The sequence below is a fragment of the Streptomyces sp. NPDC046261 genome (genome assembly GCF_040646235.1).
Lineage (GTDB): Bacteria > Actinomycetota > Actinomycetes > Streptomycetales > Streptomycetaceae > Streptomyces.
This window is the reverse complement of the sequence record NZ_JBEYZU010000005.1, coordinates 110,986-126,656: the sequence shown is the minus strand read 5'-3', so window position 1 is coordinate 126,656 and position 15,671 is coordinate 110,986. Positions and strand designations below refer to the sequence as shown.

Sequence of the window (15,671 nt, the reverse complement as noted above, 5' to 3'; positions counted from 1 at the left end):
TATGTTCCCGTGACGCGCGACAGCTGCTCCCCGCCGACCGCCACCTACCGGCTCCAGCTCCAGCCCGCCTTCCCCTTCGCCGCGGCCGTGCGGGCCGTGCCCCACCTCGCCTCCCTCGGGGTGTCCCATCTGCACCTGTCCCCCGTCCTGGAGGCCGTGCCGGGCTCCACGCACGGCTACGACGTCGTCGACCACACGGCCGTCCGCGCCGAACTGGGCGGCGAGGAGGGCCTGCGTGCCCTCGCCCGCACCGCGCACGAGAACGGCCTGGGGCTCGTCCTCGACATCGTGCCCAACCACATGGCGGTGCCCGCGCCCGAGCACCTCAACGGGCCGCTGTGGGAAGTGCTGCGGGACGGCCCGGCCTCCCGGTACGCGCGCTGGTTCGACATCGACTGGGCCGAGCACGGCGGCCGGGTCCTGCTGCCGGTGCTGGCCGGCCCGCTCGGCACCGAACTGCCCCGCTTCACCGTCGCCGACGGCGTCCTGCGCTACCACGACCACGCCTTCCCGCTGCGGCCCGGCACCGAACGGCTGCCGACACCCGAACTGCTGGACGCCCAGTGGTACCGGCCCGCGTGGTGGCGGCTGGCCCGCACCGAAGTGAACTACCGGCGCTTCTTCACCATCTCCGAACTGATAGCGGTGCGCGTGGAGGACCCCGAGGTCTTCGCCGCCACCCACGCCAAGGTGCTCCAGTTGCTGCGCGAGGGGGTCCTCGACGGGCTGCGCGTCGACCACCCCGACGGCCTCGCCGACCCCGCCGGCTATCTGCGCAGGCTGGCGGAGGCCACCGGCGGACGCTGGACGGTCGTGGAGAAGATCCTCAGCGGCGACGAACGGCTGCCCGCCGGCTGGCCCGTCGCCGGCACCACCGGCTACGACGCCCTGCGCCACCTCGACGGCCTCTTCACCGACCCCGAGGGGGCCGCCGAACTGACGGCCGCCTACCGCTCCTTCACCGGCGCGGCGCCCGACCGGGGCGGCGACTGGCCCGCGACCGTGCGCCGCGCCGCCTACCGGGTCATCACCCATGAACTGGCGGCGGAGGTCGCCCGGCTCGTGCGCACCGCCGGCCGGCTGTGCGAGACCTCCCACCAGCTGCGCGACCACGCCCCCTGGGCGCTGCGCACCGCGCTGTGCGAGATCCTCGTCCGGCTGCCCGTCTACCGCCCGTACGCCGTGCCCGGCCGTCCCCCCGCACCGGCGGACGCCGCGCTGCTGGACGAGGCCGCCCAGGGGGCCCGTACCGCCTTCGCCGTGCCCGAGGAGGCGCGAGCCGTCGAGTTCGTCCGGGACGCGGCCCTCGGGCGGCTGGGGGACGGGCCGGACCAGCGGGACTTCTGCGCCCGGTTCGCGCAGACCGCCTCCGCGCTGCGCGCCAAGTCCGTCGAGGACACCGCCTTCTACCGCTACGCGCCCCTGATCTCGGCCACCGAGGTCGGCGGCACCCCGGACCGGCCGGCGCTCACGCCCGCCGAGTTCCACGCCTACTGCGCCCGCCTGCGGCGCGACTGGCCCGCCGGCGGCACCGTGCTCTCCACCCACGACACCAAGCGCAGCGCGGACGCCCGGGCGCGCATCGCCGCGCTGAGCGAGTACCCCGGGCGGTGGGCGGCCCTGATGGACCGGCTGTGGCAGCAGGCCGCCGCGCCCGACCCACATGTGGCGTGGACGGCCTGGCAGAGCGCCTTCGGCCTCGGCGTCCCCGACCCGCGCCGGCTCGCCCCGGCGGTCCTCAAGAGCGTGCGCGAGGCCGCACTGCTGACCACCTGGACCGAGCCGGACGCCGCCTACGAGGCCGCTGTCGAATCCTTCGTGGCCGCCGGCCCCTGCGGCCCGGCCCACGAGGAGCTGGCCGCCCTCGCCCACGAGGCGGCGCCGACCGTACGGGCCAACGTGCTCGGCGCGACGCTGCTGCACCTGACGATGCCGGGCGTGCCCGACCTGTACATGGGGACGGAGCGTACGTACCGGGCCCTGGTCGACCCGGACAACCGGCGCCCGCCCACGTTCCCGGCCGAGGCCCCCGACGAGCTGTCCGGCGAGAAGACGCGGCTCACGCGTGCCGCGCTGCGCCTGCGGCGGGCGCATCCGGAGTGGTTCCGGGCCCCCTCGGGCTCCTACGAGCCGCTGGCCGCGCTCGGGCCGGCGGCGGAGCACTGCGTGGCGTTCGCGCGGGCCGGCGAGGTCGTCGCGGCCGTGACGCGGTTGCCCCGGCGGCTGGACGCGGCCGGAGGGTGGCGGGAGACCGTTCTTCCTTTGCCGGGTGAGGGGGCGTGGCGCGAGCTGCTGACGGGACACGTGTGGGAGGGGCGGGCGGCCCTGGGGGAGCTGCTGGGGGCGTCACCGGTGGCGCTGCTGGTGCGAGCTTGAGACTCTCCCCTCGCCCGCCCTTTCACCGTTTCTTGTCCTCAATCGCCGGACGGGCTGACTGTGCCGTGTCCTCAAACGCCGGACGGGCTGGATTTAGCGAAGATCCCACCGCACCGGTCCACGAACGTCGCCGCCGCACCCGTCAGTTCCACCCGGGAGAACGCCGTCTGCTCGCGCCGCCACGGCGGATCGACGGCCACCTCCACCGCGCCCGTCGTCGTGCGGGCCACATGGACGGGGGCCGCCACGATCCCCGCGCCGGCGGCCGCCATCCGTACCGCCGTCGACGCGTGCTCGGTCTCCACGGCCGTCACCGGCGTGAATCCGTGGGGCTCGCACACCCAGTCCAGCCACCGCCGGCCCTCGATGACGGGCTCGAGCGCGCACCGCACCCACGCCCGGTCGGCGAGCTCCGCCAGCCGCACGGGCCCGGTGCGCTCCGCCAGCGGATCGCTTGCGGAGGTGACCAGCACGATCTCCTCCTGGCCGAGGGAGACGACCGGCCCGGGCCAGCCCTCCGGCCGCGGCCCGAGGGCGACGTCGGCGACCCCGCGCTCCATCCGCTCGCGCAGCTCATCGGTGGTGGTGTACTCGTGCAGGCGCAGCCGGACGCCGGGGAACTCCCGCTGCCAGCGGGCGAACACCGGTGGCAGCGCGCCGAGCGCCAGTGCGTGCAGCGTCGCGATGTGCAGCTCGCCGCCCTCGGCCCCGGCGGCGGCCCGTGCCGCGCGGCGGGCCTGGCCGGCGCTGCGCACGGCGAGCTCGGCGTGCGGCAGGAAGGCGCGGCCCATCGGGGTCAGCCCGACGCCGCGGGTCAGCCGCTCCAGCAGCGTGCCGCCGACGGCGCGCTCCAGGGCCTTGATCTGGTGGGAGAGCGCGGACTGGGTGACGTTGAGGTTGCGGGCCGCCCGGCTGAAGGACTGCTCCTCGACGACCGCGACCAGGTACTCCATCTGCCGCAGGCTCACGGCCCCTCCCCCACCTCGCGAACCGATGAAGAGCCTTCATCGGTTCGATCGAAACATTGCGTTGGACTCATGATCCCCGGCGGGCGGAGGGTGAGGACATGCATGAGACAGATGTCATCGTTATCGGCGGCGGTACCGGCGGGTACAGCACCGCGCTGCGCGCCGCCGCCCTCGGCCTGGACGTCGTCCTCGCCGAGCGCGACCTGGTGGGCGGTACGTGCCTGCACCGCGGCTGCATACCGAGCAAGGCCATGCTGCACGCGGCGGAGCTGGTGGACGGCATCGCGGAGGCTCGCGAGCGCTGGGGCGTGAAGGCGACCCTCGACTCCATCGACTGGACGGCCCTGACCGCGACCCGTGACGACATCGTCTCCCGCAACCACCGTGGGGTGGAGGGCCATCTCTCCCATGCGGGGGTGCGGGTGGTGCGCGGCTCGGCCGCGCTGACGGACGCCCGGAGCGTGCGCGTCGAGTCGGGCAAGGAGGCGGGCACGCGGTGGCGGGCCCGGCGCGGCGTCGTCCTGGCCACCGGCTCGCGGCCGCGCACCCTGCCGGGCCTGGAGCCGGACGGCGACCGGGTCGTCACCAGCGACGACGCGCTGTTCGCGCCGGGCCTGCCGGGTTCGGTGCTGGTGCTGGGCGGTGGGGCGATCGGCGTCGAGTACGCCTCGCTGCACCGCTCGATGGGGGCCGCGGTGACCTTGGTGGAGGCCGCCGAGCGGCTGCTGCCCCTGGAGGACGCCGAGGTCAGCCGCTATCTGACGCGCGGTCTGAAGAAGCGCGGCATCGACGTCCAGGTGGGCGCGCGGCTGGAGGGGGCGCGCGCGGTGGCCGGCGGCGTACGGGCCACGGTGCGCACCGCACGCGGCGAGGCGCGCGAACTGCGCGCGGACCGGCTGCTGGTGGCGGTGGGCCGGGTGCCGGTCACCGACGGGCTGGGGCTCGAGGCGGCGGGGCTGGCGACGGACGCGCGCGGCTTCGTCGTCCCCGCCGACTGGTCGCGGCTGGAGACGGCGGTGCCGGGCGTCCACGTGGTCGGCGACCTGCTGCCGCCGCCCTCGCTCGGCCTGGCGCACGCCTCGTTCGCCGAGGGGCTGCTGGTCGCCGAGACCCTCGCCGGGCTCGCGCCGCGCCCCGTCGACTACGCCGCCGTACCGCGCGTCACCTACTCCAGCCCGCAGACCGCCTCCGTCGGGCTGTCGGAGGCCGGGGCACGCGAGCGGGGTCACGCGGTGCGGGTCAACTCGATGCCGCTGACGGCCGTCGCCAAGGGCATGGTGCACGGGCAGGGCGGCGTGGTGAAGGTGGTCGCCGAGGAGGACGGCGGCCGGGTGCTGGGCGTGCATCTGGTGGGCCCGCACGTGTCGGAGATGATCGCCGAGAGTCAGCTGACCGTGGGCTGGGACGCCGAGGCGGCGGACGTGGCACAGCACATCCATCCGCACCCCACCCTCTCGGAGGCGGTCGGCGAGGTCATGCTGTCGCTGGCCGGGCGCGGGCTGCACCAGCAGTGAGCGGGCGGCGCGCCGCCGACCGCGGTGCGCCGTAAAAGCGTTCGACGTGGGCGGTGGGGTGGCCTACGGTGCCGGAGCCATCCCTCCTAAGGAGCTTCATGCCCGAGTTGGTCGTCCGCGCGCTCACCGAGCACGACACCGCGCTTTTCTCCTCCCTGCCCGACCCCGGCCTGGTCGGCCGCGCCGCCTTCGGTCACACCTATGTGCCCGTTCACGAGGGCGGGGAGTACCGCCCCGACTGGACCTGGGTGGCGCTGCGTGACGGCCGGGTCGTCGCCCGTGCCGCCTGGTGGGGCGCTCCGGACGACGTCTCACCCAAGGCCCTCGACTGGTTCGACTTCGCCGAGGGCGAGGAGGAGGCGGCCGCCCACCTGCTGCGGACCGCGCCGTTCCGGGCGGAGTTCAGCCTGCTGGTGCCGTCCGGGTGGCGGGAGGTGCCCGAGCTGCGGGCCGCCGCCGAGGGCCGGCTCGCGGCGGCGGCCGCGGGCGGGCTGAGGCCCCTGGTCGAGCGGTACCGCTACGAGTGGACGCCCGAGTGCGGACTGCCCGCGCGCCCGGGGCGGCTGGTGTTCCGGCCGGAGCCCGACGACGCGGTCGTACGGGACGTCGTACGCCGCACGATGGAGGGCACGCTGGACGAGCGCGATCGCACGAACATCGCCGAGCGCGGCCTGGAGGCGGCCCTCGACGACGCCATGGGCTTCCTCGGCTGGCTGCCCTCGCCCCGCGAGTGGTGGAAGCTGGCCTTCACGCCCGACGGCGAGCCGGTCGGCATCCAGGTGCCCGCCCGCAACCCCAACGGGCCGTGCGTCGGCTACATCGGCGTGCTCCCCGGGCAGCGCGGCCACGGCTACGCCTACGACCTGCTCGTGGAGTGCACCCATGACCTGGTGGCCGAGGGCGCCGCCCGGATCGCGGCCGCGACCGACCAGGGCAACTTCCCGATGGCGGCCGCGTTCGCGCGGGCGGGCTACCCCGTCAGTCAGGAACGCATCGACCTGGTGCCGTAACCGGCGCGACGCGGGGGAAACTCCTTTCGTCGAGAGGAGCCGACCGTGCTGTTCGAGGTGTGGGCACCGAAGGCCGGGCAGGCCGTGCTGTGGGCGGACGCGAGGACGTACGTCATGACGGCCGACCCGGCCCGCCGCGGGTGGTGGCGGTGCGAGGCGCCGGCGGGCGACGGCAGCCGCTACGGCTTCGCGCTGGACGGCGGGCCCGTCCTGCCCGACCCCCGCGCCCGCCGCCTGCCGGACGGCCCCGAAGCGCCCGGCGCCGTCGTCGACTTCTCCCGCTTCGCCTGGCGGCACGACTGGCCGGGCCGGCCCCTTCAGGGCGCGGTGCTCTACGAGCTGCACATCGGCACGTACACCCGCGAGGGCACCTTCGACGCCGCCGCCCAACGGCTCGGTCACCTGGCGGACTTGGGCGTCACCCATGTGGAGCTGATGCCCGTCTGCCCGTTCCCGGGCCGGCACGGCTGGGGGTACGACGGTGTGGCGCCGTGGGCCGTGCACGAGCCGTACGGCGGCCCGGACGGGCTGCGGCGCTTCGTGGACGCGGCCCACGGGCTGGGCCTGGGCGTGGTCCTCGACGTGGTGCACAACCATCTCGGCCCGTCGGGCAACCATCTGCCCGCCTTCGGCCCGTACTTCACCGACACCCATCACACGCCCTGGGGTGCGGCCGTCAACCTCGACGCGCCCGGATCGGCGGAGGTGCGCGCGTATCTGACGGGCAGTGCGCTGGCCTGGCTGCGCGACTACCGGCTGGACGGGCTGCGGCTGGACGCGGTGCACGCCCTGGCCGACACCTCGCCCAAGCACTTCCTCGCGGAGCTGTCGGGCGCGGTCGACGCCCTGGCCGGGCGGCTGGGGCGGCCCCTGTTCCTGATCGCCGAGTCCGACCTGAACGACCCCGCCACCACCACCCCCCGCCAGGCCGGGGGCCTGGGCCTGCATGCCCAGTGGAACGACGACTTCCATCACGCCCTGCACGCCGCGCTGACCGGCGAGTCGGCCGGGTACTACGCCGACTTCGCCGCCGACCCGGCCGGGGCCCTGGGCAAGACGCTGCGGTCCGGCTTCTTCCACGACGGCACGTACTCCACCTTCCGGGGCCGCCACCACGGGCACCCCCTGGACACCCGCACCACGCCCGCGTACCGGCTGCTGGGCTACGCCCAGACCCACGACCAGATCGGCAACCGGGCCCTGGGCGACCGGCTGTCCTCCCGCCTGTCCCCCGGGCTGCTGGCGTGCGCGGCGACGCTCGTGCTGTGCGCGCCCTTCACGCCGATGCTGTTCATGGGCGAGGAGTGGGGCGCCCGCACGCCCTGGCAGTACTTCACCGACCACACCGACCCCGGCCTGGCCGAGGCGATACGGGCGGGCCGGCGGCGGGAGTTCGCGGCACACGGCTGGCCGGCGGAGGAGATCCCCGACCCCCAGGACCCGGCGACGCGCGAGCGCTCCTGCCTGGACTGGGACGAACCGGAGCGCGCCCCGCACCGCGCGCTGCTCGACTGGCACCGGCGGCTGATCGCCCTGCGGCACGCGGAGCCGGCGCTGACGGACCCCCGGTGGGCGTACGGGTCGCTGACGGTGACGGACGAGGGCACGGTCGCCTTCCGGCGCGGCCCGTTGCTCGTCGCCGTCAACCTCGGCGGGCGGCCCGCGTCCGTGCCGGCCGGCACCGGCCCGGCCGGCACGGAGGTCCTGGCCGCCTGGCGGCCGGTGGACCTCCCCGCCGGGGACGGGGTGCTGACGCTGCCGGCGGAGTCGGCCGCCGTGCTGCGGTGCGGTGGGCGGTTGCGTCCCCCCGAGGGCCGGGGGGACGCTGGAAGGGGCGTGACCGCTCCTTCGTGAGCGCTGGTCCGTCGGCGCCGGGTGCGGCGCGCCGCGCCGAAGGAGTGAGGGTCATGCGCACACTTCTGCGGGCCCGGATGGACACCCACGTAGGGAACGAGGCGTACCGCAACGGCACGTTGTCGAAGGTCGTCGAGGGGCTGATGCAGCAGCTGCACCCCGAGGCCGCCTACTTCGCACCGCTGGACGGCGGCCGCACCTGCCTCATGGTCTTCGACATGCAGGACTCCTCGCAGCTGCCCGCCATCTGCGAGCAGCTCTTCCTCGAGATGGAGGCCGAGATAGAGCTGTCCCCGGTGATGAACGCGGACGACCTGAAGAAGGGCCTGGCGGCAGTGAAGTAGGGGCCCCGCGGCCCGGCGCCGGGCGCCGGCTCAGCTCTCCGCCGGCTCCAGGCGCAGGGAGATGGAGTTGATGCAGTACCGCTGGTCCGTGGGGGTGGGGTAGCCCTCGCCCTCGAAGACATGGCCCAGGTGCGAGCCGCAGCGGGCGCAGCGGACCTCGGTGCGGATCATGCCGTGGGAGCGGTCCTCGACCAGCTCGACGGCGGAGCTGTCCTTGGGGTCGAAGAAACTCGGCCAGCCGCAGTGGCTCTCGAACTTCTCGGTCGACCGGAACAACTCCGCGCCGCAGGCCCGGCAGGCGTACACGCCGGCCGTCCTGGTGTCGGTGTACTCACCGCGGAAGGCGGGTTCGGTGCCGGCCCGGCGCAGTACCTGGTACTCCGCCGGGGTCAGCTCCGCGCGCCACTGCTCGTCCGTCTTCTCGACCTCGTACGCCATGTCGCGCGTTCCTTCCGTTCCTGTTGGTGTCCTGCCGGTGTCAGCTCTCCAGGCGGGCCAGGATGCGCGGACCGAGGTCCGTCACATCGCCCGCTCCCATGGTCAGAACAAGATCGCCGGGGCGGGCCATTCCCGCGACGACGTCCGGGACGGCGGCCATGTCGTGCTCGGCGCGCACCTGGGCGCCGCTGCTCTCGGCCGCGTCGATGATCAGGGCGCTGGTGATGCCGGGGATCGGGTCCTCGCGGGCCGGGTAGATGTCCAGGACCACGGAGGCGTCGGCGAGCGCGAGGGCCTGGCCCATCTCCGTGCCCAGCTCCTGGGTGCGGGAGAACAGGTGCGGCTGGAAGACCACGAGCACCCGGGAGCCGTCGGCGGCACCGCGGATGGCCTCGAGGTCGGCGGTCATCTCGGTGGGGTGGTGCGCGTAGGAGTCGATGACCTGCACGCCGCCCGCCTCGCCCTTGAGCTGCAGACGGCGCTTGACGCCGGTGTACTTGCCGAGGGCGGAGGCGAGGTTGTGCGCGGGGATGCCGAGGGCGACACCCGCGGCGAGGGCGGCGACGGCGTTGTGCGCGTAGTGGCTGCCGGGGACGGAGACCGCGAACGTCAGCATCTTGCCGTTCAGCAGGACGGTGACCTCGCTGGCCAGGCCGCGCGGGTTGACCTTCAGGACGCGGACGTCGGCGTCCTCGGCCTCGCCGTAGGTGACGACCTCGATGTCGTGGCGGCCGGAGACGCGCTCGGTGAGCTCACGGGCGCCGGCCTGGTCGGCGGAGACCACGAGCGTGCCGCCGGGACGGATCCGGCCGACGAAGGTCTCGAACGACTCGTAGATCTCCTCCATCGACGCGTAGTTCGCGTGGTGGTCGAGCTCCACGTTGAGGATGATCGCGACCTCGGGCGCGTACTTGTGGAAGCTGCGGTCGCTCTCGTCCGCCTCGGCGACGAAGATCTCGCCGCTGCCGTGCCGGGCGTTGGAGCCGGGGCCGTCGAGGTCGCCGCCGATGGCGTACGACGGCTGCAGGCCGAGGGCGTCGAGGGAGACGGCGAGCATGGACGTCGTGGTCGTCTTGCCGTGCGTGCCGGCGACGGCGATCGGACGCAGGCCGTCCATCAGGCGGGCGAGCGCGTCCGAGCGGTGGACGACCGGGATGCCGCGCTCGGCGGCGGCGGCCAGCTCGGGGTTGTCGGCGCGGATGGCGCTGGAGACGACGACGCAGCTGGCGTCCTCGGCCAGATGGCCGGCCGCGTGCCCGATGTGCACGGTGGCGCCGAGCTCGCGCAGCGCACCGGCGGTAGCGGACTCCTTCGCGTCGCTGCCCGCGACGGCCGCGCCCCGCTGGGCGAGGATCTTCGCGATGCCCGACATTCCGGCGCCGCCGATGCCGATGAAGTGCGGTCGGTCCATCGTCGTGGGGACGGCCGGTGCCATATGCGGTGCTCCCTGGGGTTCGTGGTGCGACTACAGCCCACCGATTGTCGCACCCGCCACCGCCGACACGGCCCGCGCCCGTCGGACGCCAGCCCGAGGCCCGGCCGCCGGGGCGGCGGGCGGTGGCGGCGACGCTGCCGCGCCTGGACGCGGGGGGGGCGTGACCGTGGCGGGCGGGGGCGCGTGGGGGCGGGGGCGCCGCGCCGGCCCATGCCGGACCGTGCTGGCCGCAGTGCGGCTCTCGACGCGGGCGCACGGCGCGCCACCGCTGGAGTCGGTCAGGCCCGCTCTGGCCGGCGGAGTCGTCGTCCGCTTCAGCTGCCGGGCAGTCGCCGCGCGCTGCCCGGCAGGCCGTCGGTGACGCTGGTGGACCACGGCCCGGGCGGGCACGCGGCGCTGGCGCGCCGGGCCGCGCCGGCCGCAGTGCGGCTCTCGACGCGGGCGCCACGGCACACCGCCGCTGGAGCCGGTCAGGCCCGCCGGGCCGACGGAGTCCTCGTCCGCTTCAGCTGCTGGGTGGCGGGCACGGGGCATGAACGCCGCCGGCGCGCTGCCCAGCGGGCGCCCGCACCCGTCGGACGACAGCCCGAGGCCCGGCCGCCGGGGCCACGGGCAGGCGGCGACGCTGCCGCGCCCGGACGCGGGGGGCGTGGCCAAGGCGGTCGGGGGCGCGTCGGGGCGGGGGCGCCGGGCGGGGCCGCGCCGCGCCGCGCCGACCGCAGTGCGGCCGGCCGAGAGGGCACCTCGGGGCGGGGACGCGCAGGCGCGCCGCGTCGGCTGCGGTGCGGCTGTCGACGCGGGCGCACGGCGCCACCGCTGGAGTCGGTCAGGCCCGCCGGGCCGACGGAGTCCTCGTCCGCTTCAGCTGCCGGGCGGCGGGCACCGGCGCGTGGACGTCGCCGGCGCGCTGCCCGGCGGGCGCCCGCGCCCGTCGGACGGCAGGCCGAGGCCCGGCCTCCGGGGCCACGGGCGGTGGCGGCGACTGCTGCCACGCCCGGACGCGGGGGGCCTGGCCGAGGCCGGCGCGGTCGCGCCGGGCCGGGCCGCGCTGCCCGCCGTGCGGCCGGTGGTGACCCTGGTGGGCCATGGCGCGGCGCGCGGGCGTGGAGCTGGCGGCCGGGGTCGCGGTGGTGGTGCCCGGGCGTCGGGCCGGGCTTACTCCTCGCCGGTTTCGTCCTCGTCGGCGTGGGCGTAGAGCTTCAGGACGGGCACGCCGACCTTGTGGCGGGCGCGCGAGGCCCAGTCGCGGTGGAAGAACTCCTCCACCAGGTGGGGGGCGGTCAGCACGATCACCTCGTCGGCGTGGGTCTGCTCGACCACGGACCGCAGCAGGTCCAGCGGGTGCTTGTCGATGATCTGGCCGACGGCCTCGCAGCCGGCCGCCCGCAGGCTCTGCAGGGAGTGCTCCAGGGCGAGGGCGGCGGGCCGCAGGGCCTCCTCGCCCTCGGGTTCGTCGGCCTCGTGGACGGCCTGCTCCAGCTCGCCCAGGGCCACGTCGTCGATCGCGCGCAGCAGCCGGTCCTCGTCCCCGCGGGGCCGCATGAGGACCACGAAGGACATGTCGTCGTCGTGAAGGGTCGTGACGAAGTCGACATCCGCGGCGGACAGCGGCTGCTCGATCATCAATACGCTCGTGAACACGGTGAGGGCCCTTCTCCTACGTGGGCCGACCGGGCCCAACAGAAACCATCCTGCGCGTGCTCCCCATGAGCCCGCCTGTTTTGATCCTGTGCCCTCGGGGGAGCGTCTGACTCAATTCTGCCCACCGGAAGCAAACCGGAACGGCAAATTCCGCCGATTGTCAGATCCTTCGGTAGCGGGTGAAGAGAAACCCGCCGTCCTCCAGCAAGGAATCGAGAACGAACCGTTCCGGCACCGCCAGCGGCGGCCCCGCCATGATCCGGGGCGCCGTACCGGTGGCGACCACCGGCGCCAGCGACAGGCACATCTCGTCCAGTACCCGCGCCGAGGCGAACTGTCCCAGCAGCCGCGGCCCGCCCTCCGTCAGCAGCCGCGTCAGCCCCCGCGCGGCCAGCACCCCGGGCACCCGGGCGGGGTCCACGCCGCGCCCCTCCCCCGCCACGACGACCTCGGCCCCCGCCGCACGGGCCGCGGCCACCCGCTCCGCCGGCGCGTCCGCGCCGGTCAGCACGAGGGTCGGCACGAGCGGCGAGGTGAAGAGCGGAAGCGAGAAGTCCAGGTCGAGCCCCGCGCTCACCACCGCCATGACGGGCGCGGGCCCCTGCCCGAGCGCCGCGCGCCGCGCCGCGAACGCCTCACGGGCCCGCGCGGGCCGGTAGCCCTCCTGCCGTACGGTCTCGGCCCCCACCACCACCGCGTCGGCCAGGCCTCGCAGCGTGCCGAAGATCCGCATGTCGGCGGCGGAGGACAGCGGCTGCGAGCGACCCTCGTGATGGGCCGCGCCGTCGAGCGAGGAGACCATGTTGGCCCGCAGCCACGGCCGCGCGCCGCCCCCGGCCTCCGCGGCCGCGTCCGGGTAGGCGTAGAGGGCGGCGAGCTCGTCCAGCCCCCATTCACGGTCTTCGAGGTCACGGGGGTGCAGCGGAGAGGGGAACAGGCGTCGCATAGGCCGCAGTGTGACATGGCTCGCCCCGCGCGGGACGGCCTCCTCCCGCTTCCGGGGCTACGCTGGACAGCTGTGTCGTCCTCCACCGCATCACCGTCCACCGCAGCCGCCGGCTCCGCCGCCCCCGGTCCCACAGCCGGACAGGGCGCGGCCGTGCGGCAGCCCCTCGCGCTGACCTCACGCGCCCCGCACGTACCGGCCGACCGCCTGGTCGCCGAGATGGTGCCCCCGCCGCGGTTCGGCTCGGTGCGGTTCGACAACTACATCCCCGACCCGAACCAGCCCAGCCAGGCCGAGGCCGTCACGGTCCTGGGCGGCTTCGCGGCCGGGCTCGGCGGCGGCGCCGCGAGCGGCACCGGCCGCAAGCGCTGGTTCCGGCGCGAGAGCAGGCCCGCCGCCCCCGCCGGCCCGCGCGGCGTCTACCTCGACGGCGGCTACGGCGTCGGCAAGACCCACCTGCTGGCCTCCCTGTGGCACGCCACCGCGGCCGCGCCCGAGCAGAAGGCCTTCGGCACCTTCGTCGAGCTGACCAACCTCGTCGGCGCGCTCGGCTTCCAGCAGACCGTACAGACGCTCAGCCATCACACCCTGCTGTGCATCGACGAGTTCGAGCTCGACGACCCGGGCGACACGGTCCTGGTCTCCACCCTGCTGGGCAAGCTCGTCGACGCGGGCGTGGCGCTCGCCGCCACCTCCAACACGCTGCCCGGCAAGCTCGGCGAGGGCCGGTTCGCCGCCGCCGACTTCCTGCGGGAGATCCAGGGCCTGTCCGCCCACTTCCGCCCGCTGCGCATCGACGGCGAGGACTACCGCCACCGCGGCCTGCCGCAGGCCCCGGCCCCGTACGACGACGAAACCGTCGAGCGCGCGGCGCACCGCACCGAGGGCGCCTCGCTCGACGCGTTCCCCGCCCTCCTGGAGCACCTGTCCAAGGTCCACCCGAGCCGCTACGGCGCCATGTGCGACGGCGTCCGCGCCGTGTGCCTGACGGGCGTCACACCGGTGCCGGACCAGTCGACGGCCCTGCGCCTGGTGGTCCTGGCCGACCGGCTCTACGACCGTGAGGTGCCGGTGCTGGCGTCGGGACGGCCCTTCGACGAGCTGTTCAGCGAGGAGATGCTGAACGGCGGCTACCGCAAGAAGTACTTCCGGGCCATCTCCCGCCTCACCGCGCTGGCGCGCGATGCGAAGGGGCTTGTCGACGCGTAGGGGTTGCGCCCCTGGACCGCGCTGCGCGCGGTGTCCTCAAGCGCCGGACGGGCTGGTTTTCAGCCCGTCTGGGGGCACCTCCCAGCGGTAGCTGGGGGAGCTTGAGGACCGGGGTCCGGGGCGGAGCCCCGGTTCGGGAAGGGGCGGGATCGGGGAGGATTCGGCTCATGCTCCGACCCTCGCGCGCCGCACTCGCCGGCGCGGCCCTGCTGTGCTGCGCCCTGACCGCCTGCGGCGGCCCCGGCAGCGCCAAGCCCGCCCCTACCGCGTCGGCTCCCCAAGCCCCCGCCCCGTCCGTCACCACCGCCCCCACCCTCCCGCCCGGCCCCGGTGGCGCCACCCCGGTCTTCTCGCACGGCAGGCGTGACGGCGGCAAGCGCGTCGCGCTCACCTTCGACGCCGACATGACGGTGGACCAGGGCCCGCGCGCGGCACGCGGGGAGCGCTTCGACAACCCCGCGCTGATCGGGACCCTGCGCCGGCTGAAGGTGCCCGCGACCGTCTTCATGACCGGCAGGTGGGCCGAGCAGTACCCGGACCAGGCCCGGTCCATCGGCACCGACCCGCTCTTCGAGGTCGCCAACCACTCCTACAGCCACCACGCCTTCGCCACGCCCTGCTACGGCCTGCCCGCCGTCGCCCGCGGCACGGCCGGCGCCGACATCGAGCGCGCCTTCGCCTCCTTCCGGCACGCCGGCGCCGAGCGCGTGGTGCCGTACTTCCGCTTCCCCGGCGGCTGCCACGACGCGGCGGCGCTGCGGGAGACCGGCCCCGCGAAGGTGACGGCCGTGCAGTGGGACGTCATCAGCGGCGACGCCTTCGCCAAGCAGGCCGCGCCCGTGGCCGCGCAGGTGATCTCCCAGGTCAAGCCCGGCTCGGTCGTGGTGATGCACTGCACGCGCAGCGCGGCGCCCACCACCGAGGAGGCGGTGCGGCGCATCGTGCCGGAGCTGCGGGCCAAGGGCTACGAGTTCGTGCGGGTCTCCGACCTGATCGGTGCCGCCGGGCGCCCGTAGGCCCCCGCGTCACCCCCGGCGCGCGCTCACCGCGCAGGCCACGGCGTAGCGGCGCCCGATCCCCCTCAGTCTCATGCGCCCCACGGTGGCGGGCGGTGGGGTCGCGCGGTGCGGCTGGCAGACTAGGTGCGTGACCAGCACTGACACTCCCCGGGACCAGGATCCCCGCGACGAGGCACCGCAGTTCGTCCTGCCGCTCGTGGTGCGGATCGAGAAGACGGCGCCCCCCGCGCGGACCGACGCGCTCCAGACGGCGGCCCGCGCGGTTCTGGCGCTGCTGTCGGACGAGCGGGCCACCGAGGAGGACGGTGCCTGGGCCCGGGCCGTGCGGGACTGGCAGGACGCCAGGATCCGCAAGGTCGTGCGCAGGGCGCGGGGCGCGGAGTGGCGCAAGGCGTCGGCGCTGCCGGGCATCACGGTGACCGGCGAGAGCGCCCAGGTGCGGGTCTTCCCGCCCGTACCGCTGGACGGCTGGCCCAGGGAACTGGTCAAACTGCAGGTGTCGGGCACCGACCTGGACGACCCGGCGCCGCCGGCCGCGCCGGAGGACACCGTGCCGGTGCTGTGGCTGAACCCGGCCCTGGAGATGTCGGCGGGCAAGGCCATGGCGCAGGCCGGGCACGGCGCGCAGCTGGCGTGGTGGGGCCTGGACGGGGCGGCGCGGGCGGCCTGGCGCGCGGCCGGCTTCCCGCTGTCGGTGCGGACGGCGGAGCCCGGCCGGTGGGCGGAGCTGACGACGAGCGGCCTGCCGGTGGTGCGGGATGCCGGGTTCACGGAGATCGCTCCCGGCTCGTGCACGGTGGTCGCGGACCACCCTTTGCTACGGATCTGTCATATGGGCCTGTGATACTGGCGCCTGAACATGTGTACTGGCGCCAGGGAGTACGAAGTTGTCGAAGAAGCCTGTGTACAGTGCGACG

At 75.2% G+C, this 15,671-nt stretch carries 13 protein-coding genes; 8 read left to right on the top strand and 5 right to left on the bottom strand.

Annotation, left to right across the window (positions count from 1 at the left end; translation table 11 throughout):
* Positions 1-9 precede the first annotated feature (9 nt).
* Positions 10-2,376 carry a malto-oligosyltrehalose synthase gene (treY, locus tag ABZ956_RS11935; protein ID WP_361890768.1) on the top strand — a complete coding sequence of 789 codons (2,367 nt, stop codon included), beginning with the start codon at positions 10-12 and terminating at the stop codon, positions 2,374-2,376.
* Positions 2,377-2,447: 71 nt separating this feature from the next.
* On the opposite strand, the gene ABZ956_RS11930 is transcribed toward treY, so the two are convergent.
* Positions 2,448-3,329 (bottom strand): LysR family transcriptional regulator, encoded by an 882-nt coding sequence (locus tag ABZ956_RS11930; RefSeq protein ID WP_361891441.1) that lies wholly within the window; start codon positions 3,327-3,329, stop codon positions 2,448-2,450.
* Positions 3,330-3,442: 113 nt separating this feature from the next.
* Here ABZ956_RS11930 and lpdA point away from each other — a divergent pair, with 113 nt between their 5' ends.
* The 4 genes from lpdA (at position 3,443) to ABZ956_RS11910 (ending at position 8,066) form a co-directional block, all read left to right on the top strand.
* On the top strand, positions 3,443-4,858 hold the full coding sequence (gene lpdA / locus ABZ956_RS11925) for a dihydrolipoyl dehydrogenase (protein ID WP_361890765.1): 1,416 nt from the start codon (positions 3,443-3,445) through the stop codon (positions 4,856-4,858).
* Positions 4,859-4,956: 98 nt separating this feature from the next.
* Positions 4,957-5,868, top strand: a complete 912-nt coding sequence (locus ABZ956_RS11920; RefSeq protein ID WP_361890762.1) for a GNAT family N-acetyltransferase — start codon at positions 4,957-4,959, stop codon at positions 5,866-5,868.
* A 45-nt stretch (positions 5,869-5,913) separates the two neighbouring features.
* The gene (gene treZ, locus ABZ956_RS11915; RefSeq protein WP_361890759.1) at positions 5,914-7,722 is read left to right on the top strand and encodes a malto-oligosyltrehalose trehalohydrolase; all 1,809 of its coding nucleotides are present in this window, start codon (positions 5,914-5,916) and stop codon (positions 7,720-7,722) included.
* A 53-nt stretch (positions 7,723-7,775) separates the two neighbouring features.
* Positions 7,776-8,066: a hypothetical protein gene (locus ABZ956_RS11910; protein WP_361890756.1), complete on the top strand. Its 291-nt coding sequence runs from the start codon at positions 7,776-7,778 to the stop codon at positions 8,064-8,066.
* A gap of 30 nt (positions 8,067-8,096) precedes the next feature.
* Here the strand turns inward: ABZ956_RS11910 and msrB are convergent, their stop codons facing one another.
* The 4 genes from msrB to ABZ956_RS11890 all read right to left on the bottom strand — a co-directional run bounded on the left by msrB (position 8,097) and on the right by ABZ956_RS11890 (position 12,526).
* Entirely contained in the window at positions 8,097-8,504 is a 408-nt protein-coding gene (gene msrB, locus ABZ956_RS11905) for a peptide-methionine (R)-S-oxide reductase MsrB (protein ID WP_361890753.1), read from the bottom strand.
* A gap of 40 nt (positions 8,505-8,544) precedes the next feature.
* The gene (gene murC, locus ABZ956_RS11900) at positions 8,545-9,939 is read right to left on the bottom strand and encodes a UDP-N-acetylmuramate--L-alanine ligase (RefSeq protein WP_361890750.1); all 1,395 of its coding nucleotides are present in this window, start codon (positions 9,937-9,939) and stop codon (positions 8,545-8,547) included.
* A gap of 1,155 nt (positions 9,940-11,094) precedes the next feature.
* On the bottom strand, positions 11,095-11,580 hold the full coding sequence (locus ABZ956_RS11895) for an indole-3-glycerol phosphate synthase (protein ID WP_361890747.1): 486 nt from the start codon (positions 11,578-11,580) through the stop codon (positions 11,095-11,097).
* Between the two features lie 160 nt (positions 11,581-11,740).
* A complete protein-coding gene (locus tag ABZ956_RS11890) occupies positions 11,741-12,526 on the bottom strand; it encodes a pyrimidine reductase family protein (RefSeq protein WP_361890744.1) in 786 nt (261 codons plus the stop codon).
* Between the two features lie 153 nt (positions 12,527-12,679).
* On the opposite strand from ABZ956_RS11890, the gene zapE reads away from it, so the two are divergent.
* From zapE to ABZ956_RS11875, 3 genes are all read left to right on the top strand, one after another.
* Positions 12,680-13,735, top strand: coding sequence for a cell division protein ZapE (gene zapE / locus ABZ956_RS11885; RefSeq protein ID WP_361891439.1), 1,056 nt, complete (start codon positions 12,680-12,682; stop codon positions 13,733-13,735).
* Positions 13,736-13,902: 167 nt separating this feature from the next.
* Entirely contained in the window at positions 13,903-14,751 is an 849-nt protein-coding gene (locus tag ABZ956_RS11880; RefSeq protein WP_361890741.1) for a polysaccharide deacetylase family protein, read from the top strand.
* A gap of 130 nt (positions 14,752-14,881) precedes the next feature.
* Positions 14,882-15,598, top strand: a complete 717-nt coding sequence (locus ABZ956_RS11875; protein ID WP_361890738.1) for a peptidyl-tRNA hydrolase — start codon at positions 14,882-14,884, stop codon at positions 15,596-15,598.
* Positions 15,599-15,671: the final 73 nt, after the last annotated feature.